Origin of the sequence: Rhodococcus sp. 24CO, from assembly GCF_050586165.1 — a bacterium.
Lineage (GTDB): Bacteria > Actinomycetota > Actinomycetes > Mycobacteriales > Mycobacteriaceae > Rhodococcus_F.
Map to the genome: position 1 here is coordinate 422,645 of NZ_JAZFNF010000008.1, position 19,984 is coordinate 442,628.

A 19,984-nucleotide genomic window follows, 5' to 3' on the forward strand; every position below is an offset into this window, starting at 1 on the left:
GCTCAGATGAAGAGCACCCGATATTTGATGCTTCCCTGAACCTTCCCCACCAGATTGCCGGCGTGGACGAACCATCTACCGCGAGGCATCGGGCAGATCCGGCGGGGTACAAGCGGGTTGAAGAGAAGCAGAGCAAGCACGGTCGCGGCGACGATACGAGGAGCAGTCCGCCGCTGACCGTGTTCGCGGAACCGCGAGTACAACTGCGCCGTGGCAATTCCGTAGGCGCGGGTTTGATTCCACGTACCGCGATATGTGTCACGAAGACGGTACGCAACCACGGCATCGGGCGCGTGCGCCAACGTCATGCCGGCCAATTGCAGGCGCCAGCAGAGGTCGATGTCCTCACCGGAATTCACGTATCGGAGATCGAACCCGTCGACCTTGTCGAATGCCGAGCGCCAGATGCCGAAGGTGCAGGTAATGCCGTAGGGGAGGAAATCTCCACTGCCGAGCTGCGTTCCGGTGAAAGTGCGCCACGTGGCAACCTCGCTCGAGTTGATCGAGGCGGTTTCCACCACTCCGCCAACGGCATCCGAGTTCTCGGCTGCGCGGACGATCGCACTGAGCCACGATGGGTGGACACGATCGTCTGCGTCACAGAATGCGATGAAATCACCGCCGGATGCAGCAACTCCGGCGTTGCGGGCGTAACCGCCACCTCGTCCGGCCGACGCATCCACCAGACGGAGGGAGAGTGCCTCCGTAGACGGATGGTCCGCGATGAATGCTGCGAGGCCGTCGGTGGAGCCGTTGTCGGCAACGATGACTTCGAGCGCTCCCTCGTAATCCTGCGAGGTGAGGGCGGTCAACTGTTCGCCGATGTGGTCCATGGCGTTGTACGCGGGGATCACCACGGACACAAGGTGCGGCTTCACGCGCCAAAGATACCGTATGCCTGGTAAAGCCGCTGCGTCGGATTTGCCGCTGATCGCAGGTAGCAGCGCTGGTGTGGCCGCCTCTGTGATGTGATTGCTGTCGAGCCCGTCGGGGCTTGCGATTTCTGTTTCGGTAATTTCGCACCAGTGTGAGGCCGCCCAGGCGGCACGTGATGAGGAGAGAACGATGGCCTTTGCCGGCAACGTGGACGAATTGGCGCTGCTTCAGTCGGTGCGGCTCAAGGAACGCGTCGGATCGGGTGTTCTTGCCGAGCACCTGGGAGTGAGTGCGGCATCCGGACAGGCCGCGTACGACGCACTGGTCGAACAGGGTAAGGCGGTGGAGAGCGACAATCAGATCAGTCTGACGGACAAGGGTCTCGCCGAGCTGAACGATCAGCTCGATGCCGAGCGCGTGTCCATCGACGAGGACTCGATTCTCGAGGTCCTCGAAGCCTTCCTGCCGTTGGACGAGGAATTCTCTGCTCTCGTCGCCAGTGCTGACGCCGCGTCGCTGGCAGATCTGGACCGCCGCGCGTCCAACGTGTTCGATGATCTGTCCGCGTTTGTTCCGCGCCTGTCGCGGTATCAGGACCTGTTCGCCGACGCGCTTGCGAAAGTTCAAGCGGGGGAGTCGAAGTGGATTGCGGAACCGGGAATCGACTCGTACGCCACGGTGTGGGTGGAGATCCGTCAGGAGCTGTGCGAGGCAGCTGGTAAGTCCGAAAACTGAGCGTAGCTTCTTGCAGTTAGCGAAGCTTCTCGCTGTCGGGGCCGTCCGACTTCCTGGGAGTCGGACGGCCTTTGTCGTGTCGTAGTGAAGTGAAACTCGTTACTTAAGGTCATGAAAAGTGATGCGCATCACCCCCACCCCCTTTCGGGGGTAGTGCGGGGGTGAGCCGGATCACTACCTTTCCTCTTATCGACGGTGTGGCCCACAGGGCAACACCACCGGACCACGGAGGAATCGAGTGACCACAGTCTCTCCATCAGGGGGATCGAGTGCCGCAGGCACAGCGGCAGCCCCCGCGAAGACAACGAGTGTGCGGCGAGTTGCCATCGCCAGTTGTATCGGCACGACCATTGAGTTCTACGACTTCTTCATCTACGGAACCGCTGCGGCGCTTGTCTTTCCGACGGTCTTCTTCCCGGCGCTCGGGGCCACTGCCGGCACTGTGGCGTCGTTCGCGACCTTTGCCGTTGCTTTCATCGCACGGCCGGTCGGCGCAATGTTGTTCGGGCACTTCGGAGATCGCATCGGTCGTAAGAAGACGCTCATCTCCACTCTGTTGCTGATGGGTATTTCGACGCTGCTCATCGGTTTGCTGCCCGGCGCTGAGACCATCGGTGTTGCAGCTCCGATCATCTTGGTGCTCTTGCGATTCGGTCAAGGATTTGCAGTTGGTGGTGAATGGGCGGGCGCAACCCTGCTCACCGCGGAATACGCCCCACCCGGTAAACGCGGCCTCTACGCCATGTTCCCGCAGCTCGGTCCGGCCATCGCATTTGTTCTCTCGAGCAGCACGTTCCTCATCACCGGCGCAGTTCTCGGCGACACAAACCAGGCATTCCTCGATTACGGCTGGCGTATCCCGTTCCTGTTCTCCATCGTGCTCGTCGGTATCGGCCTCTACATGCGTCTCGCTATCGAAGAAACTCCGGTCTTCAAGGCGGAGCAAGCTGATCGCGTCGCAGCGGAGAAGAACGAAGCACCTCGCACCCTCCCGTTCCTGGATGCATGGCGTTTCCAGACCAAGGAAATTCTCCTCTCGGCCGGTGCGCTGGCCTGCCTGTTTGCCTTCTTCTACATGGGTACGGCATTCCTCACGAGCTACGGCACCAAGACGCTCGGGTTCTCCCGCCCGTTCGTCCTGTCCGTCGGTATTGCGTCCGCCTTTGTCTTCGGCGCCGCGATCATCGTCTCCGCGCTGTACTCGGACCGGATCGGACGTCGCAAGGTCATCATGATCTCGTGCGGCCTGGCCGTGGTGTGGGCGCTCATTCTGTTCCCGCTCCTCGACACCGGAACGCCTCTTGCATTCATCCTCGGAATGTTCGGCACTCTGATGATCTTCGGAATCGCCTACGGCCCGTGTGGCGCACTGCTCCCGGAAATGTTCCAGACCCGCTACCGCTACACCGGTGCCGGCCTCGGCTACAACCTCGCCGGTGTCCTGGGCGGCGCGGTGCCCCCGCTGATCGCAGCCCCGCTGGCCTCGGCGTACGGAAGCATGGCGATCGGCATCATGCTGGCGATCCTCGGTGTGGTGAGTCTCGTCTGCACCTGGGCGCTCGTCGAGACCAAGGACCACGCGCTGTAAGGACAGATGACAGATGTCGGGCGGGGTGTCCGGACTTCAGACAGTTACGGACACCCCACACCGGGAAGTATGTCGTGCATCACACCGAATCGAGTAAATTCGTAGATGAGAGGGTCCGCTGCGGCGGCCCCTCTCATAGGTGCCTGATCAGGTAACCGGAGAGGACAGAACACATGAGTACGCCGCTGCCCAGCTATACGTCCGGAGTATGGGACGGTCCGATGCTGGGCGACACCATCGGAGACAATCTCGATCGCACGGTTTCCGCGCATGGCGACCGCGATGCGTTGATCGACCACGCCAGCGGTCGACGATGGACGTACGGGGAGTTCGCCGAGCAGGTGAACGGGCTCGCTGCCGGACTTCTTTCCCGTGGTGTGGGGAAGGGCGATCGGGTGGGAATCTGGGCGCCCAACTGTCCGGAATGGACGTTCACGCAGTATGCGACGGCAAAGATCGGCGCGATCCTGGTCAACATCAATCCGGCGTATCGCTCGCACGAGTTGCAGTACGTGCTCGAGCAGGCCGGAATTTCCACCCTGGTGTCTGCGGCCAGCTTCAAAACTTCGGACTACGCGTCGATGATCGAGACGGTGCGGCCGCAGTGCCCTGATCTGACGTCGGTGATTCTGCTCGGTTCACCCGAGTGGGATGGCGTGCTGGCGGACGGATTGGCGGCGCAGGCAAGCGATCCGGCTCCTCTCGCCGCTGCCCAGGCTGCGCTCTCGGCTGACGACGCCATCAATATTCAATACACATCGGGCACTACCGGTTTCCCGAAGGGTGCGACGCTCAGTCACCACAATATTCTCAACAACGGCTATTTTGTCGGCGAGTTGTGCCATTACACCGAAGTCGACCGCGTGTGCATTCCGGTGCCCTTCTATCACTGCTTCGGCATGGTGATGGGCAACCTTGCGTGCACCAGTCACGGTGCCGCCATGGTCATTCCGGGCCCGGCATTCGATCCGCGCGCTTCGCTCGAAGCCGTCCAGGCGGAAAAGTGCACGTCCCTCTACGGCGTTCCGACGATGTTCATTGCCGAGTTGGCGCTGCCGGACTTCGACAGCTTCGATCTGTCGTCCCTTCGAACCGGCATCATGGCGGGTTCGCCCTGCCCGGTCGAGGTGATGAAGCAGGTCATCGATCGCATGGGTATGGCAGAGGTATCCATCTGCTACGGCATGACGGAGACGTCTCCTGTGTCGCTGCAGACCCGCTCGGACGATTCGATCGAGCAGCGAACCGAGACGGTCGGACGCGTCGGACCGCATCTCGAGATCAAGATCGTCGACCCGGCAACGGGATTGACGGTGCCGCGCGGCGAGCCAGGCGAACTGTGCACGCGTGGGTACTCGGTCATGCTCGGGTACTGGGAGAACGCGGAGAAGACCGCTGAGGCGATAGACGCCGCCCGGTGGATGCACACCGGCGATATCGGTGTGATGGACGAGTCCGGGTACGTCGCGATCACCGGCCGGATCAAGGACATGGTCATTCGCGGCGGCGAAAACGTGTACCCCCGCGAGATCGAAGAGTTCCTGTACACCCATCCCGACATCCTCGACGCGCAGGTGATCGGTGTGCCCGACGCCAAGTACGGCGAGGAGTTGATGGTGTGGATTCAGATGCGCGAGGGCGCACCCGAACTGGATGCCGACGCCGTACGTGCCTACTGCACAGGTAAATTGGCGCACTACAAGATTCCGCGGTACGTGCACGTTGTCGACGAATTCCCCATGACCGTCACCGGAAAGGTGCGCAAGATCGCGATGCGCGAACAGGCGGTGGAACTGATCGGGCAGGGCTGAGTCGTGTTCGATTCTTCAGGAGGTCGCGATCCGGTTCGGCCCGAGATCGCGCTTTCCTGGAAACGCTCGCGGCTCAGCGGAGTCGACCCGTCCGCGGCGATCGCTGTCGATACCGCCGACCAGGACGCCGAGAGCCGGTTGCTGCGCGCAGCTTCTCCGGTCCTCGACGAAGTTGCCCAGCAGCTCGCGGGCACCGGATTCTGTGTCCTGCTGGCAGATCGCGAGTGCCGCGTTGTGGCATCGGTGTACTCGGACCGTCTCGTCGAGCGGACGATCGAGCGGTTAGGTGTAGTCAACGGTTCACGATTCGGTGAAGAACATGCCGGCACCAACGCCCTCGGCACGCCGCTCGAGGTGGGGCGAGCGGTGGTGATTCACGGCGAGGAGCATTTCCTCGACAGTCTCAAGGGATTGAGCTGCTACGGCCAGCCGATCCTTCACCCCGTGACACGTCGCGTCGAAGGCATTCTCGACATGACCGGTATTGTCTCGCAAGCTAACCCGCTGTTCGCGCCGTTCCTTGCGCGGGCGGCGGCGGACATCGAGAAGCGCTTGCTCGAGGGATCGAAGGCGTCGGAGCAGCGGTTGGTCGACGCGTTCCAGAGAGTGTCGCATCAGCGCAATATTGCCGTCGCGGCCATCGGTGACGACATCCTGCTGAGCAACCGAACGGCTCTTGATCTGCTGGACACCGCCGACCACGTATCGCTGCGGTCCCTGATCGCCGACCTCAACCCGGACCAATCGAGATTGGTGACAGTCGAATTGGCGTCCGGTGCACTCGCGCGAGTTCAAGCCGACCGAATTTCCGGCGCCGACGGCGGAGCACTTTTCCTGGTCGAACCACTCCAGCGTGAGCGGGCACCCATTCGTCGAACGCACGAGCGGGCTCCGTCTCCGGGGGAACGACTGCGCCGCGATCTGATGCGGGCGCGGGCGTCGTCGTCCGCAGTGGCAATCTCGGGTGAGGCAGGTTCCGGTCGAACTTCGGCAGCATCGGACGTAGTCGGCAGTGTCGACGCCAGTTGGCATGACGCGACGCGAATCGCGTTCGACGGACGTGAGCAATGGGTCACCGATCTCGTGCGAGCTGCTCGTCAGCGTTCGGGTGTTGTTGTGATCGAACAGGTACAGCTCCTTCCCGATTCGGTGTTGCCCATGGTCGCGGACCTGATCGACGCTAGTGCCGAGGGGCCGAGGATCGTACTGACCAGCGGCGCAGTAGCTGAATTACCGCCCGCCATCGCGGCTCTCGTCTCGCGGTGCTCTTCCAGAGTCGTCATCGCTCCGTTGCGCGAGCGACAAGCCGAGATCGCCGAGTTGGCCCAGGCGATGCTGGAAGGGATCTCGCCCGAACTGAGATTGACCGCCAGTGCTGCCGAATCACTGGCAGCGGCAAGCTGGCCGGGAAATCTGGCTGAGTTGCGCGTTGTGCTCAGTCGTGCCGCGGACGATCGTGCGAGTAATCGCATCGACGTCGCCGACCTGCCTGAGGACTACCGCACCACCACCAAGGTGTCGCGGTTGGCGGGACGCGAGAAAGCGGAGCGTCAAGCCATCATCGGAGCGTTGAAAGACTGTGGCGGCAACAAGGTTCACGCGTCGGCGCAGCTCGGCATCAGCCGCAGCACCCTCTACACGCGGATGCGGGCGCTCGATATCACTGTCTAGATTTCTGTCCGAAACCAGTTGTACAAAGTTCGGACAGTTAGCACCCGCGGAAGCGCGGAAGTATGGCGTGCATCACATTCGCACCTCATTACTTCAGGGAGTTTCCGATGACGGCAGTAGCCGAGCACACCATCAGTTCCGCGGTACAGGGATTCCTGAACGGACCGAAGAAGCTGTACATAAACGGCGAATTTGTCGACGCGGCCTCCGGCAAGACCTTCTCGACCTACAACCCGGCTGACGGGCAGAAGCTCACCGACGTGGCGCACGGCCAGTCCGAAGACATCGATCGTGCAGTGCGCGCCGCCCGCGCAGCATTCGAAGACGGACCGTGGTCGCGCATGAAGGCAAATGAGCGCGAGCGGATGATCTGGCGCGTCGGCGACATCCTCAGTGCCCGCGCCGAAGAGTTCGGTCAGCTCGAAGCTCTCGACAACGGCAAGTCCGTTGCCATCGCCACTGCAGTCGATGTGGCTTGGGCCGCAGACGTTTTCCGCTACTACGCGGGATGGGCCACCAAGATCGAAGGCAGCACAGTCAATGTGTCCATGCCCTTCTCTCCCGGCGGCGAGTTCCATGCATACACACTGCGTGAGGCGATCGGTGTTTGTGGTCTGATCGTGCCGTGGAACTTCCCGCTCCTGATGTCGTCGTGGAAGCTTGCCCCCGCACTTGCCGCCGGCAATACCGTGATCCTCAAGCCGGCCGAGCAGACTCCGCTCACCGCTCTGCTTCTTGCCGAGGTCTTCGAGGAAGCCGGCTTCCCGCCCGGAGTTGTCAACATCGTTCCCGGCTTCGGTGACGCCGGCGCAGCACTGTCCGGTCATGACGACGTCGACAAGGTCGCATTCACCGGTTCCACCGAGGTAGGCAAGAAGATCGTCGACGCGGCCAAGGGCAACCTCAAGAAGGTGACCCTCGAGCTCGGCGGCAAGAGCCCCAACATCGTGTTCGCCGACGCAGATTTTGATGCAGCGGTGGAAGGTTCGCTCAATGCCTGGTTGTTCAATCACGGTCAGTGCTGCGTCGCCGGAACCCGTCTGTACGTCGAGGACTCGATCTTCGAGAAGTTCACCGAAGCGGTTGCCCACGCCGCCAGCCAGGTCAAGATCGGACCGGGCCTCGATCCCACCACTCAACTCGGGCCGCTGGTGTCGCAGGAGCAGTTCGACAAGGTCACCGGATACCTGCGTGAGGGAATCGCCGACGGCGCACGTGCACTCACCGGCGGTAACCGCTGGGGCGATCAGGGCTACTTCGTCGAGCCGACTGTCTTCGTTGACGTCAAGCCCGAATTCTCCATCGTTCAGGAGGAGATCTTCGGACCCGTCGTCGCGGCGCTGCCGTTCAACGCGGACGACGGGCCCATCACTGCCGCAAACGATTCCATCTACGGCCTGGCCGCAGGTATCTGGACCCGTGACATTTCCAAGGCCCACCGCACGGCCAAGCGTCTGAAGGCCGGCTCGGTGTGGATCAACCAGTACAACGGCTTCGACACCGCAATGCCCTTCGGTGGATACAAGCAGTCCGGTTGGGGCCGCGAACTCGGCGCATCCGCCATCGATCTCTACACCCAGACAAAGGCTGTCAACATCGCTCTCTGAGTTCATCCCCACTTTCGAACCCTCGCCCGACAATTCAAGGAGATCACAAGTGAAGACCAAAGCTGCTGTACTACTCGAGCCCGGAAAGCCTTTCGAGATCATGGAACTCGACCTCGACGGCCCGGGGGTGGGTGAGGTACTGATCAAGTACACCGCTGCCGGATTGTGCCATTCGGATCTGCACCTCACCGACGGTGATCTCCCGCCGCGTTACCCGATTGTCGGCGGGCACGAAGGTTCGGGCATCATCGAAGAGGTCGGACCCGGTGTCACGAAGGTCAAGCCGGGCGATCACGTCGTCTGTAGCTTCATCCCGAACTGCGGCACGTGTCGCTACTGCTCGACCGGTCGTCAGAACCTGTGTGACATGGGCGCCACCATCCTCGAAGGTTCCATGCCCGACGGGTCCTTCCGTTTCCACGGCAACGGTCTGGACTTCGGCGGAATGTGCATGCTCGGAACGTTTTCCGAGCGGGCCACCATCTCGCAGCACTCGGTTGTCAAGATCGACGACTGGCTTCCGTTGGAGACCGCAGTGGTCGTCGGTTGCGGTGTGCCGTCGGGCTGGGGAACCGCCGTCAACGCCGGTAACCTTCGCGCCGGCGACACCGCGGTCATCTACGGCATCGGTGGCCTCGGTATCAACGCGGTCCAGGGTGCCGTCGCGGCGGGCTGCAAGTACGTCGTGGTGGTCGATCCGGTCGCTCTCAAGCGTGAGACCGCACTGAAATTCGGTGCAACGCATGCCTTTGCGGACGCCGAGAGTGCGGCTGTCAAGGTCAACGAGCTGACCTGGGGACAGGGCGCCGACGCCGCACTGATTCTGGTCGGCACCGTCGACGAGGACGTCGTCAGTGCAGCGACGGCCGTGATCGGCAAGGGTGGCACCGTGGTGATCACGGGACTCGCCGATCCCGCCAAGCTGACCGTGCACGTGTCGGGTACCGACCTGACGCTGAACCAGAAGACGATCAAGGGCACGCTGTTCGGATCCATGAATCCGCAGTACGACATCGTGCGCCTGCTGCGTCTCTACGACGCCGGCCAACTCAAGCTCGACGAACTGATCACCAACACGTACAGCCTCGAAGACGTCAACCAGGGCTACCAGGATCTGCGTGACGGCAAGAACATCCGTGGCGTGATCATTCACGACAAGTAGGAAACCTGCTGTGCGCCTTTGTCGACCGCCCGCGGTTAATAATGGCGCACAGCAGTTTTTGCTTTTTTCAGGATCTGCATCAGCTTCAGCAATGCCGAGAATTTCGCGAACACCGTCCGCCCGACCACCGAGCCGAAAGCTGCGGAGTCCGTCACGTCGAGGGCGTCGAGTAGCTCGCGGAAGCTCTGGACCTGTTTCACCATAACGTCGATGTCCACGTGTGTGGCTGCATCCGGTTCGCGTAACCCCAGCAGGTATTGCGGCGCTGTCACCAACGCGACGGCCGGAATCTTGCGCTCGAACAGTGGTTCGCCTTCGCCGAAGTGAATGACGGGGCCGGGGGCGACGATTCGGCGGTCGCCGCTACCGATGTCGCGCCACAGCGGTGCGACGATGTCGTGGACTTCCCGGCTGGTCGCATAGAGAAGTTCCGGTTCCGGGGTCGCGTCCAACGTATAGGTGCCGAGTGCGGTGTCCTCGGTGTCGCCGAGAGCGCCCAGATGCTCGATTGCTATCCCGGCCACCGCACGCGCCTGGCCCGCTTCACCTTTCCACATGTCAGGGTGGGCCTCCAGCCACGTCGACGTTGCCTGTCCGTGTTCGGACACCGCAGGAATGCGCAGGTGACCGGTGGTCAGAACAAACACGTACGACCGTCGATGCGGCTGTGCAACAGCATGGCGAGCCAACTCCATCATGCCGAGGTGGCCGTTCTCCTCGACCCCGTTCGTCCCGTCGCTGTGCGTGATGACCAGAATCGTTTCTGATGGCGCAGAGCCAGGGGAGACGGCCCAGACAGTGTCGGTTGTTGTTCCGGGATGCAAAGTCGCGTCCAGAACCAGAGTCGCCAGCTGGCCGGAATGAGCGGCAGCAACGACCCGTGCGCCCTCGTCACCCGCCACCCACAGTGCCGGAATATCGTGATACGGCTGGGTGAACGGAAGATACTGTCCCAGAGCGTTGTCCGGGGCGATGCCACGCCACACCGCGATCACGCCGAGGACACCGGCTTTGCGGGCCTTCTCGAGTTTCGGCCCCAACAGCGTCGCGGAGAGTACTGGATTTCGCAGGGTCTCGCCCGTCACCATCGGTCCCCATTCACTCACCAGCAGCGAGCGCGGGAGGTCGACGTGGGGAACTTCGATCACCGCGACAGCGCCTTTGGCCTTCGACCACGAGGGACGCCTGGCATTGAGATAGACCAGACGTGCCGTGATTCCAGCCGGCCCGGTGAGTCCGGAGTAGGGGAATGCGGACGAGACTTGAACAGGTCCCGTCGGCAGTTCGATGCGCAGTCCGTCAGCGCGCTGAGGTAGATCCCAACGCTCGAAGGTGTGCGAATCACGGTGAACCTCGAGTCCGAGATCCACGAACTCGCGGGCGACTTCCTCGACCACCGCATGATGCGCGTCGGTGCCGGTCAATCGCGGTCCCAGGGCGTCGAGACGTCGTTGCCCGGACAGAAGTCGGTCGCGGTCGACGCTCTGGCCGTGTGTCATGCGAATGCCTTTCGTGGGGGCTTCTTGGCAAATATCGAGTGCCATAAAACGAATCGGACCGTACCGTATGACGTGGCACCGAGAGTCCACGGCGAAAGAGGCTTGCGTTGGCTACCTATTTGTACAGGCTTGGGAAGTTTGCATTCCGTCACAAGTACCTTGTGTTGGCAACGTGGGTGATCGTCATCGCGATTGTTGCAGGCGCGATCGGCGCCACCAGCCCGACATTCTCGAAGGAATTCAATCTTCCCGGCACGGATTCCCAGCGTGCCACCGAACTCATGAACGAGAATTTTGCGGCTGCGGCAGAGCAACAAAGCAAGGCATCCACCAGCATTCTTGTCGCGGCCGACGACGGACTTGCCGCGCACAGTGATCAGATCGACCAATTGATCGCGCAGGCAAAGACTCTCCCGGACATCGTTGATCCCGAGACGATCGTCAATCCAGTCACCCTGGCGGCCGCCGAACCGGCGCTTGCTTCTGCCGTGCTGGGCGACGACGGCAAGGTGGGGTTGATCCAACTCAACCAGTCGATCCGCATCGAGGATCAAACCCAGGCCAACAAAACGGCTTTCCTCGATCTGATGGCTAAATTCCGTACCGGCGGTTTGCAAGTCGAGGGCACCGGTTCACTGATGCAGGTCCAGGCTGCTGGCGGTCTGTCGGAGATGCTCGGCTTCGCGGTGGCGTTCATCGTCATGATCGTGGCCTTCGGTGCACTGATCGCGGCGTTCATTCCGCTGTTCACCGCGATACTCGGTATCGCACTCGCAACTCTGACCGTCACACTCGGGGCGGGATTCTTCGACATCAACGAAGGTGTCACGGGCATCGTGACGATGATCGGCATCGCCGTCTCGATCGACTACGCGCTGTTCATCGTCTCGCGGTACCGCAGTGAACTCAATCTGGGTGGTAGCAGGGAGGCAGCAGTCGGTCGTGCGGTGGGCACTGCCGGCTCGTCCGTCGTCTTCGCCGGCCTGACCGTTGTGGTTGCCTTGGCAGCGCTGGCCGTGGTGGGTGTACCGATGATCACCCAGATGGGAATCTCGGCTGCGATCGCCGTGATTATCGCGGTGTTGGGCGCGATCACGTTGATCCCGGCTGTTCTCGGGGTCTTCGGACGCTTTGCCTTCTCGCCGCGCATCCCCGGGCTGCGTCACGGTGACGAGCCTGAATCGATGGAATCGAACGGGCACCGGTGGGCGAAGGTGGTCACCAAGTACCCGTGGCCTATCGCCGGCATTGCGTTGGTTCTCCTGGTGATCGCCGCGATTCCGATGACAAAACTCGAGCTCGGGCTTTCCTTCACTCAGGACGAGGAGCAACCGGCACTCGCGCTGATGCAGCGAGGTTTTGGCGAGGGCGTCAACGGCAAGTTATTTGTTGTTCTCGACTCTCCCGAGGGGACCGACATCACGCCCGTCGCAGCCAAGACGATTGCGTACATCAAGGGCCTGGACAACGTCGCTACGCCTGATCTCCTGATGTGGACCGGCAACGGACCCGACGCGGCCAACCCAACCGTTGGGGCCAACTCCGCTCTGATCGCCGTGACTCCGCAGCTGTCGCCGAGCGGTCCCGAAACACACGAGCTGATGGATCAGATCCGCGAATACGGATCGACGGTGAAAGCGGAGGGTGCCGAACTTGGTGTCGCGGGCCAGACGGCGATTGTTGCCGACATGTCGTCGAAACTCAGTTCTGCGCTCATTCCGTATCTGATTGTGGTCGTCGGGTTGGCGTTCATCATCATGATGGTCGTCTTCCGTTCGATCTTGGTTCCGCTGACCGCAACTCTCGGATTCTTGTTCTCCATTTGCGCCACGTTCGGTGCCACGGTGGCGATCTTCCAAGAGGGTGCATTCGGGTTGATCCAGCACACCCAGCCGATCATCTCGTTCCTGCCGATCTTCATGATCGGTGTTGTCTTCGGTCTGGCAATGGATTACCAGGTATTCCTCGTGACGCGAATGCGCGAGGAGTACGTGCACGGGTTGTCGGCAAAGGACGCCATCATCTCGGGGTACACCCACGGTGCGCGTGTGGTCGCGTCAGCGGCGATCATCATGATCTCGGTGTTCGGCGCGTTCATGTTGTCGTCGGAAACCACAAGCAAAATGATGGGCTTCGGACTTGCCGCGGCAGTCTTCTTCGACGCCTTCATCATTCGTATGATCGTCATTCCCGCGGTCATGTCGATTCTCGGAGACTCGGCGTGGAAGCTGCCGGTCTGGCTCGACAAGATCCTGCCCAACGTCGATATCGAGGGCGAAGCGATCCGGCTCATCCCGATCGAACAGGATCCAGACGCAGATCCGGTACCTGTCAGGGTGTAATGACTTCTCCAATGGAAACCATCCGGTTGGTAACGAAATTAGGTGCCGCCGCGACAGGTCCGGGGAGAGGCAACGCCTGCCGGGCGCGCCCTGAGGAAACTGCGAGGGCTGGTGGCCGACAAGAAATCCGGTTCCGATCGGACAGACAAGTGGACGGTCGCGCTCACGGTGGTCTCGTTGATGGCCGGCGGCATCGTCTTTGCTGGAGTAGTCGATCGATGGAGCGGTGCGGACTCCGGTGAACTGACCGCGTCGTCCGTCGAAGCGACGCAGTCGACCGCGGAGATGCAGGCCGAGGAGAATTCGGAGTACACCTATGTAACACCAACGGTGGTGTACCCGACGAGCATCCCGGGATGCACCAGCGTCGAGTCGCCCGGCGACGGTTTGTCATCGATCTCGTACTGGGCGAGCGGGGCGCAAACCTACGACGATCCACGGTTCCCGTGGTTCTCCGGGCCCAAGGCAACCGTGATGTCCGAAGCCGTGCAGCGGTCGTTGCCGGCTTCCGCCGTGATCGAGTTCGCAAGCCCGGAACGATCGTTGAATTTCGGGCCGCTCCACGTTCCGTCGGAGTCGTCCGAACTACCTGAGGGGTTCTCCCTCGAGGAGATGGCGGACACGACGGCCGCCGCGACGCTGGTCCGAGACGGAAAAGTCGGAGCACTCAGCATCCGGGTGACGTCGCACACCGGTCCGGTTCCCCCGTGCATAGCCGGCTCGCTCATCGAGCGTCGCACCCTCACCGATGGTTCTGTCGTGGATGCGCAGGACACGTGGAGCGAAACCAACGGCGTTCGGACTCTGTCGCGTTCGGCGCTTCTGTACGGCGCGGACAGGACCTTCATCCAGGCGAGCGCGACCGATGCGGTCTATTCCGGTAGCCCCGGGGTTGAGATCAGTGGCATGGTTCCGTTGACGGTCGAGGAGCTGATTGCTCTGGTCAGCCTTCCGCAACTGCGCATTACAGCTCCGGTTCCACCTGGTACGGCCCCTATCCAGCCCGGTTGCCAAGGTTCGACGCTCGACCCCTCAGGGCGGAAGCTGGATCGCGGCACCGTCGACGAGCTTGGCAGAGCTCTTCAATCAGGTTGGCGTGCGGCACCTCCCGGAATGCCAGCTCTCGAACCCGCACTCGGGACCTTGGTTCTGGCCGAGAGCGACACCACCACCGCCTGTCAGGATCTTGTTGCGCGATCGGGCGGCAACGAGTCGGATCTGAGTGTTTCGATCACCAGCGGGCAGCCACTTCCCAAGGCGCCGAACAAGTACGACCCGTCGTACGACGGGCATCCGAAATCGGTGGTGACCGCAGAAGACGGCGCTGTGATCGTGCGCGACGAGGACTCCTACTCGGTCATGCCGATGGGGAATGGTGAAGGCACTCGGGAAGCAACGAGTAAACAGAGTCGGTCGGTAGCGCTGACGCGGCCGGATGGCACACGGGTGTCGGTTCGTTCGTCGGCAGCGTCGTCGAACGAACCGATGACCTTTGAGCAGTTGGAGTTTCTCGCGACGATCGACGGGCTGGAGATTCGATGACCGAGCGGCTTTCCCCACGGGGCCGTCTCCGCATCGCGGCAGTTGCCGCGATAGTCACCGTTACCGCAGCAGTGGTTACCGTGGTCGATGCCGGGAACCGCGCCCAACCCGTTGACGTCGGGGCGCCGCTGTGGTCCGTCGACGCCGCCGAGGTTCTCGGACGGGAGTTCGCGGTCTTTCGCAGCCCGCTCGGCGGAACCGAATTCAACATGGAAATGGGCGGATTCATCGACGCGGCCTCGGTTGTCGTGACAATGGCAGGTATGCCGAACCGGCAGTCGTACGCACTCGACGACGCGGAACTGGTTGCGCTCGATGCCGAAGACGGCTCGGTGCGCTGGCGAGCGTCGGCCGTCGATATCGGTGGGTGTTCTCCGACACTGCTGGACGGTTCGCTGCTGTGCTACTCCGGGCCGTATGTCTCCGCCGACGCGTATTCGATTTTCGACATCGAGAGCGGCGAGCGTAGAGACATTGTCACGCCGTGGTCACCGATTATCGCTGTTGTCGCCGGCGACGACGTCCTGGCCCTCGAAGGCAATATCGAAGACAGTGACGTTCGTGTTCACAGTGGAACCGTCGACGATCCGGAAGCCAACTGGTCCAAGGCATTCGATGTCAGTGGATCGTGGGAATCCGGCTACGTCGAGCCGGTGATGTCGGTGCGCGGCGATCTGGGTTTGATTTCCCTCGACGTGACTTTGGGTTTCGATCCGAAGACCGGCGATCAACGATGGATGCACGGTTACACCACGTGCTCGACCACGCACACATCTTCCGACGGTGTCACCTTGGTTTTGGAACGTGATTGCCAAAACGATGGGCAGGCGACAAGAGCGTACGCAATTGATCAGTACGGGCACGAATTTGCCAGGGCGGATTTCTCGTCTGCTGGATCGGGATCGTATTTCAGTTGGCGCTACAGCCGTGACCAGCCTGCCGGGGATTCGACTCCGATCATTCTGGGGGACAGCGGCTTCGACCGGAAGACCGGGAAGAAGCTGTGGACCAACCGGGAGGTGTTCGGTTCTGCGCAATCCTTGGCGGTGATCGGAAATGTGGTTGCAGTGACGAGCGCCGACGCTACGATCCGGTTCGTTGATCTGTCCAACGGGGAGGCCCTGTGGGACACCCGCACCGAACGTACCGGCGAGATTCTGTGGGACGGTGACCTCGTCGTCGACGAAGGGGTTGTGTACGGAGTGAATCCGCGAACAGGTCAGCGCACCTGGGAGGTTCGCGTGGAACCGGATGGAGACGACGGTGTCGGCGCCTGGGTGCAACCGCGCGAGCTGTGGGGAGGAGAGCGGGTGCTGTTGCGCTCGAGTGAGGACCGCATCACTGCGTTGAAGCACTCGTAAGTGCACCGGCCTCCGGCGCCGGGATGCTCTTTCCGGTGAAGGGATCAATCTCCTCGAGCGGTGGAATTCCTGGCGGCGCTCACACCGGTGACGGTGGATTGCGACAAGATAACTACATGCTGTCCGGCAGGGTGGGAATCAAACTTCTTCGGTGTTCCAGGGCATCGAAAGTGTGGATTGCTGATGAGTCGCCACGTGTAGTGTGCTGTGTGTCGGTCGCATCTGGCGGCCGTGTATTTCAGGTTGCATCTCGGACAATAATTTGGACAACAGGCGACTGTTACCTGTAACTGTGGTTATTGTTCGACTGGGCGGAGATTTTTCGGCCGCACGCATGCACGACATGTGAGAGGGGCTGTCATGGGACAGATCATCGGGACCATTATTTTCGGTGCAGTAATCGGAATCCTTGCGCGCCTGGTGCTGCCAGGTAAGCAGCAGTACGGGATGATCATCACCATCGTCCTCGGTGTCGCCGGTGCCTTGATCGGATACTGGGTTTGGGGCGCCATCTCGGACAAGGGTGATACCGGCGGAATTGACTGGATTCGCTGGATCATCAGCATCGCGGCAGCTGCAGTTCTGTCCCTCGGCTACAGCGCCGTGACGGGCAAGAAATAGGCATATCGCTTGGTCTGAAAAGTGCGCCCTCCTCAGAGAGGAGGGCGCACTTTTGCCTGGGCAGAAATCTGTATAGGCAGAGATCAGAGCCCGCGCTGTAGACGCAGGGCGTTGAGAAACTGAGTTGGCAGTTCGAGTTCGACGCTCTCGTCGTCGGGATGGGGGAGAGCTTTGATCTTGGCGAACTCGTCGTTGAGTCGCTCCATCTTGACGTCCAGACGGTGTGCGGCGGCTGCGGCTTCGGTGAGCTCGTCGAGCAGTTCGGCCGGCACGTCCCGGTTGTACTTGTAATAGATCTTGTGCTCGAGACTGGCCCAGAAATCCATTGCGATGGTACGGATCTGGAGTTCGATCGGCACGTACCGGACGCGGTCGCTCATGAAGACGGGCACTTCGACTATGAGGTGCAGACTCTTGTAGCCGTTGGGCTTGGGGTTCGCGATGTAGTCCTCGCGCTCGATCACCCGCAGATCCGACTGGCTGGTGAGCATTTCGGCGATCCGATAGGTGTCGGAAATGAAGCTGCAGGTAATGCGCACGCCCGCGATGTCGAAGATGTTCTTCGAGATGTCCTCGATGGTGATCGGAATGCCGAGTCGCTCGGCTTTGCGCATGATGCTCTCCGGCGTCTTCACCCGAGATGCGACGTGTTCGATCGGACTGTACTGATTGATGTGGGTGAACTCGTCCTTGAGGATATTCACCTTGGTCATCAGTTCGGCGATACCGAATTGGTACAGCATCATGAATCGGGAGAACTCGGTTCGCAGTTCGGCGAAATCTGTTCGACTGATTCCACTGCTGTCTTCCACGTTCGGCACGGCACCCTCATCTGTTAGCTGGTGTAACCAGTCTGCCACTGATTTTGCGGTGTCCGGTTCAGGGTGTGCGCAGTGCGGCGAGCGTCATAGCGCGCAAGACGCGGCGCGTTCGGGCAGGCGACGCCGGGTTGGCGCTGTGCGGAGTGGAGTTGATCAGGCCGAATGTGGCGTGGGCCTTGATTCGCGCATCGGCTTCGTCGAGCGTCGGATCAAGCTGTTCGAGGACGCCGACCCAGAGTTCCACGTATTTGCGCTGCGTCTGACGGACTTGCCGTCGCGCGTCGGCCGGCAGGCTTTCGAGGTCGCGATCCTGGATGCGGATCAGGTCCGGTTCACCGAGTGCGAAGTCGAGATGGAACTCGACGAGGGCGTCGAGCGCGGACGTCGGGGAGTCAGCTGTCTCGGTTGCGGCCGAACCGCCTTCGTACAGCCGGGTGCTGATCCCGACGAGCAGTTCGACCAGGACGGCATCCTTGTTGGGGAAGTGTCGGTAGACGGCAGGTCCGCTGATGCCGGCGGCGGCGCCGAGATCTTCGAGTCGAACGCTCACGAATCCACGTTCGGCGATCAGGCGTGCGGCGGCGCCGAGGAGTTGACGTCTGCGATCGGCCTTCATCTGATCGCGCCGGGTCGGAGCCGTTACCTGCTCAGAGGGCATTCTTTTGATCTTTCTTCGCGTGTGACCTGGACAACTCAGTTAATCATAGTTAATCTAGTTTCAGTTATCGAGCATTAACTCATGGCGAAGGCGGCGGGATGACTCCCAGTGGAATCACGCAAGGGTCGGGATACCGATCCGATCACACCGTTCTGGTGGAAGAACTGAAGAAGAAACTGGCTCAAGCCGCCCTCGGCGGCAACCAGAAATCGAGGGATCGGCACGTCAGTCGAGGGAAACTGCTTCCTCGGGACCGGGTGGATTCACTGCTCGATCCGGGCAGTCCCTTCCTGGAACTGTCGCCGCTGGCCGCGAACGGCCTGTACGACGACGAGTGCCCCGGTGCCGGTGTGATCACGGGAATCGGCCGGGTGTCGGGGCGCGAATGTGTCATCGTCGCCAACGACGCAACGGTCAAGGGTGGCACGTACTACCCGATGACGGTGAAGAAGCATCTGCGTGCGCAGGAAGTGGCGTTGCAGAACAACCTTCCCTGCATCTACCTGGTCGACTCCGGTGGCGCCTTCCTGCCGCGTCAGGACGAAGTCTTTCCGGACCGTGAGCACTTCGGCCGGATCTTCTACAACCAGGCGACTATGAGCGCCAAGGGGATTCCCCAGATCGCGGCAGTTCTCGGTTCCTGCACCGCCGGCGGCGCCTACGTACCGGCAATGAGCGACGAGGCAGTCATCGTTCGTAATCAGGGCACCATCTTCCTCGGTGGACCGCCGCTGGTGAAGGCTGCGACCGGTGAGATCGTGACAGCAGAAGAGCTCGGCGGTGGAGATCTGCACTCCAAGGTTTCGGGCGTCACCGATCATCTGGCCGAGGACGACCGCGACGCACTTCGCATCGTGCGCAACATCATTGCCACACTCGGCCCCCGTTCCGAGCGCCCGTGGGACGTGATCTCGACAGTTCCACCGGTCGCCGACCAGAGCGAGCTCTACGACGTCGTCCCGACCGATCCCCGTACGCCGTACGACGTGCACGAGGTGATCACCAAGCTTGTCGACGGTGACGCGTTCCAGGAATTCAAGGCCGAGTACGGCAAGACGCTCGTCACCGGTTTTGCCCACATCGAGGGCCATCCGGTCGGCATCATCGCCAACAACGGCGTTCTCTTCGGCGAATCAGCCATGAAGGGGGCACATTTCATCGAACTGTGCGACAAGCGCAGTGTTCCGCTGCTGTTCCTGCAGAATATCGCGGGCTTCATGGTGGGACGCGATTACGAGGCGGGCGGAATTGCCAAGCACGGCGCCAAGATGGTCACGGCCGTCGCGTGTGCACGCGTTCCGAAGCTGACGGTGGTCATCGGCGGTTCGTACGGCGCGGGCAACTACTCGATGTGTGGACGCGCGTATTCACCCCGTTTCCTGTGGATGTGGCCCAACGCGCGCATCTCGGTCATGGGCGGCGAGCAGGCCGCGTCGGTGCTCTCGACGGTTCGCAGCGAACAGCTCGACAGCGCTGGTAACCCGTGGTCGGCTGACGACGAAGAAGCGTTCAAGGCGCCGATCCGTGAGCAGTACGAGGCTCAGGGCAATCCGTACTACTCCACTGCTCGACTCTGGGACGACGGCGTGATCGACCCGGCAGATACCAGAACTGTTCTCGGCCTGGCTCTTTCGGTGTGTGCAAACGCGCCGATCGAGCCGGTCTCCTACGGCGTCTTCAGGATGTGAGA

At 61.6% G+C, this 19,984-nt stretch carries 15 protein-coding genes; 11 read left to right on the plus strand and 4 right to left on the minus strand.

Annotation, left to right across the window (positions count from 1 at the left end; genetic code table 11):
• Positions 1 to 2: 2 nt before the first annotated feature.
• The gene (locus tag V2B23_RS22240) at positions 3 to 878 is read right to left on the minus strand and encodes a glycosyltransferase (RefSeq protein WP_430952304.1); all 876 of its coding nucleotides are present in this window, start codon (positions 876 to 878) and stop codon (positions 3 to 5) included.
• A 187-nt stretch (positions 879 to 1,065) separates the two neighbouring features.
• Here V2B23_RS22240 and V2B23_RS22245 point away from each other — a divergent pair, with 187 nt between their 5' ends.
• From V2B23_RS22245 to V2B23_RS22270, 6 genes are all read left to right on the plus strand, one after another.
• A complete protein-coding gene (locus V2B23_RS22245; RefSeq protein ID WP_430952305.1) occupies positions 1,066 to 1,611 on the plus strand; it encodes a hypothetical protein in 546 nt (181 codons plus the stop codon).
• A gap of 238 nt (positions 1,612 to 1,849) precedes the next feature.
• Complete coding sequence (locus tag V2B23_RS22250) at positions 1,850 to 3,199, plus strand: MFS transporter (protein ID WP_430952306.1); 1,350 nt, start codon at positions 1,850 to 1,852, stop codon at positions 3,197 to 3,199.
• Positions 3,200 to 3,372: 173 nt separating this feature from the next.
• A complete protein-coding gene (locus V2B23_RS22255; RefSeq protein WP_430952307.1) occupies positions 3,373 to 5,010 on the plus strand; it encodes an AMP-binding protein in 1,638 nt (545 codons plus the stop codon).
• Positions 5,011 to 5,013: 3 nt separating this feature from the next.
• The gene (locus V2B23_RS22260) at positions 5,014 to 6,681 is read left to right on the plus strand and encodes a sigma-54-dependent Fis family transcriptional regulator (RefSeq protein WP_430952308.1); all 1,668 of its coding nucleotides are present in this window, start codon (positions 5,014 to 5,016) and stop codon (positions 6,679 to 6,681) included.
• 107 nt (positions 6,682 to 6,788) lie between these two features.
• Positions 6,789 to 8,288: an aldehyde dehydrogenase family protein gene (locus V2B23_RS22265; RefSeq protein ID WP_430952309.1), complete on the plus strand. Its 1,500-nt coding sequence runs from the start codon at positions 6,789 to 6,791 to the stop codon at positions 8,286 to 8,288.
• Between the two features lie 49 nt (positions 8,289 to 8,337).
• Entirely contained in the window at positions 8,338 to 9,450 is a 1,113-nt protein-coding gene (locus V2B23_RS22270; protein WP_430952310.1) for an NDMA-dependent alcohol dehydrogenase, read from the plus strand.
• Between the two features lie 35 nt (positions 9,451 to 9,485).
• Here V2B23_RS22270 and V2B23_RS22275 read toward each other — a convergent pair whose 3' ends face one another.
• Positions 9,486 to 10,949, minus strand: coding sequence for a hypothetical protein (locus V2B23_RS22275; RefSeq protein ID WP_430952311.1), 1,464 nt, complete (start codon positions 10,947 to 10,949; stop codon positions 9,486 to 9,488).
• Positions 10,950 to 11,056: 107 nt separating this feature from the next.
• On the opposite strand from V2B23_RS22275, the gene V2B23_RS22280 reads away from it, so the two are divergent.
• The 4 genes from V2B23_RS22280 to V2B23_RS22295 all read left to right on the plus strand — a co-directional run bounded on the left by V2B23_RS22280 (position 11,057) and on the right by V2B23_RS22295 (position 16,815).
• Entirely contained in the window at positions 11,057 to 13,291 is a 2,235-nt protein-coding gene (locus tag V2B23_RS22280; protein ID WP_430952312.1) for an MMPL family transporter, read from the plus strand.
• Between the two features lie 42 nt (positions 13,292 to 13,333).
• On the plus strand, positions 13,334 to 14,833 hold the full coding sequence (locus V2B23_RS22285; protein ID WP_430952313.1) for a hypothetical protein: 1,500 nt from the start codon (positions 13,334 to 13,336) through the stop codon (positions 14,831 to 14,833).
• Entirely contained in the window at positions 14,830 to 16,194 is a 1,365-nt protein-coding gene (locus V2B23_RS22290) for a PQQ-binding-like beta-propeller repeat protein (protein WP_430952314.1), read from the plus strand. Before V2B23_RS22285 ends, V2B23_RS22290 begins: the two co-directional genes overlap by 4 nt.
• Before the next feature lie 360 nt (positions 16,195 to 16,554).
• On the plus strand, positions 16,555 to 16,815 hold the full coding sequence (locus tag V2B23_RS22295; RefSeq protein ID WP_033236946.1) for a GlsB/YeaQ/YmgE family stress response membrane protein: 261 nt from the start codon (positions 16,555 to 16,557) through the stop codon (positions 16,813 to 16,815).
• An 83-nt stretch (positions 16,816 to 16,898) separates the two neighbouring features.
• Here V2B23_RS22295 and V2B23_RS22300 read toward each other — a convergent pair whose 3' ends face one another.
• Together V2B23_RS22300 and V2B23_RS22305 are read right to left on the minus strand one after the other, a co-directional pair.
• Positions 16,899 to 17,627, minus strand: a complete 729-nt coding sequence (locus V2B23_RS22300; protein ID WP_430952339.1) for a GTP pyrophosphokinase — start codon at positions 17,625 to 17,627, stop codon at positions 16,899 to 16,901.
• A gap of 67 nt (positions 17,628 to 17,694) precedes the next feature.
• Positions 17,695 to 18,294, minus strand: coding sequence for an SACE_7040 family transcriptional regulator (locus tag V2B23_RS22305; protein WP_033236945.1), 600 nt, complete (start codon positions 18,292 to 18,294; stop codon positions 17,695 to 17,697).
• Between the two features lie 98 nt (positions 18,295 to 18,392).
• Here V2B23_RS22305 and V2B23_RS22310 point away from each other — a divergent pair, with 98 nt between their 5' ends.
• A complete protein-coding gene (locus V2B23_RS22310; RefSeq protein WP_430952315.1) occupies positions 18,393 to 19,982 on the plus strand; it encodes a carboxyl transferase domain-containing protein in 1,590 nt (529 codons plus the stop codon).
• Positions 19,983 to 19,984 lie beyond the last annotated feature (2 nt).

Bases quoted from the DNA above. Each gene is read 5' to 3' on its own strand.
- V2B23_RS22245 (WP_430952305.1), top strand. From the start codon at position 1,066: ATGGCCTTTGCCGGCAACGTGGACGAATTGGCGCTGCTTCAGTCGGTG.
- V2B23_RS22255 (WP_430952307.1), top strand. From the start codon at position 3,373: ATGAGTACGCCGCTGCCCAGCTATACGTCCGGAGTATGGGACGGTCCG.
- V2B23_RS22265 (WP_430952309.1), top strand. From the start codon at position 6,789: ATGACGGCAGTAGCCGAGCACACCATCAGTTCCGCGGTACAGGGATTC.
- V2B23_RS22275 (WP_430952311.1), bottom strand. From the start codon at position 10,949: ATGACACACGGCCAGAGCGTCGACCGCGACCGACTTCTGTCCGGGCAA.
- V2B23_RS22290 (WP_430952314.1), top strand. From the start codon at position 14,830: ATGACCGAGCGGCTTTCCCCACGGGGCCGTCTCCGCATCGCGGCAGTT.
- V2B23_RS22295 (WP_033236946.1), top strand. From the start codon at position 16,555: ATGGGACAGATCATCGGGACCATTATTTTCGGTGCAGTAATCGGAATC.
- V2B23_RS22305 (WP_033236945.1), bottom strand. From the start codon at position 18,294: ATGCCCTCTGAGCAGGTAACGGCTCCGACCCGGCGCGATCAGATGAAG.
- V2B23_RS22310 (WP_430952315.1), top strand. From the start codon at position 18,393: ATGACTCCCAGTGGAATCACGCAAGGGTCGGGATACCGATCCGATCAC.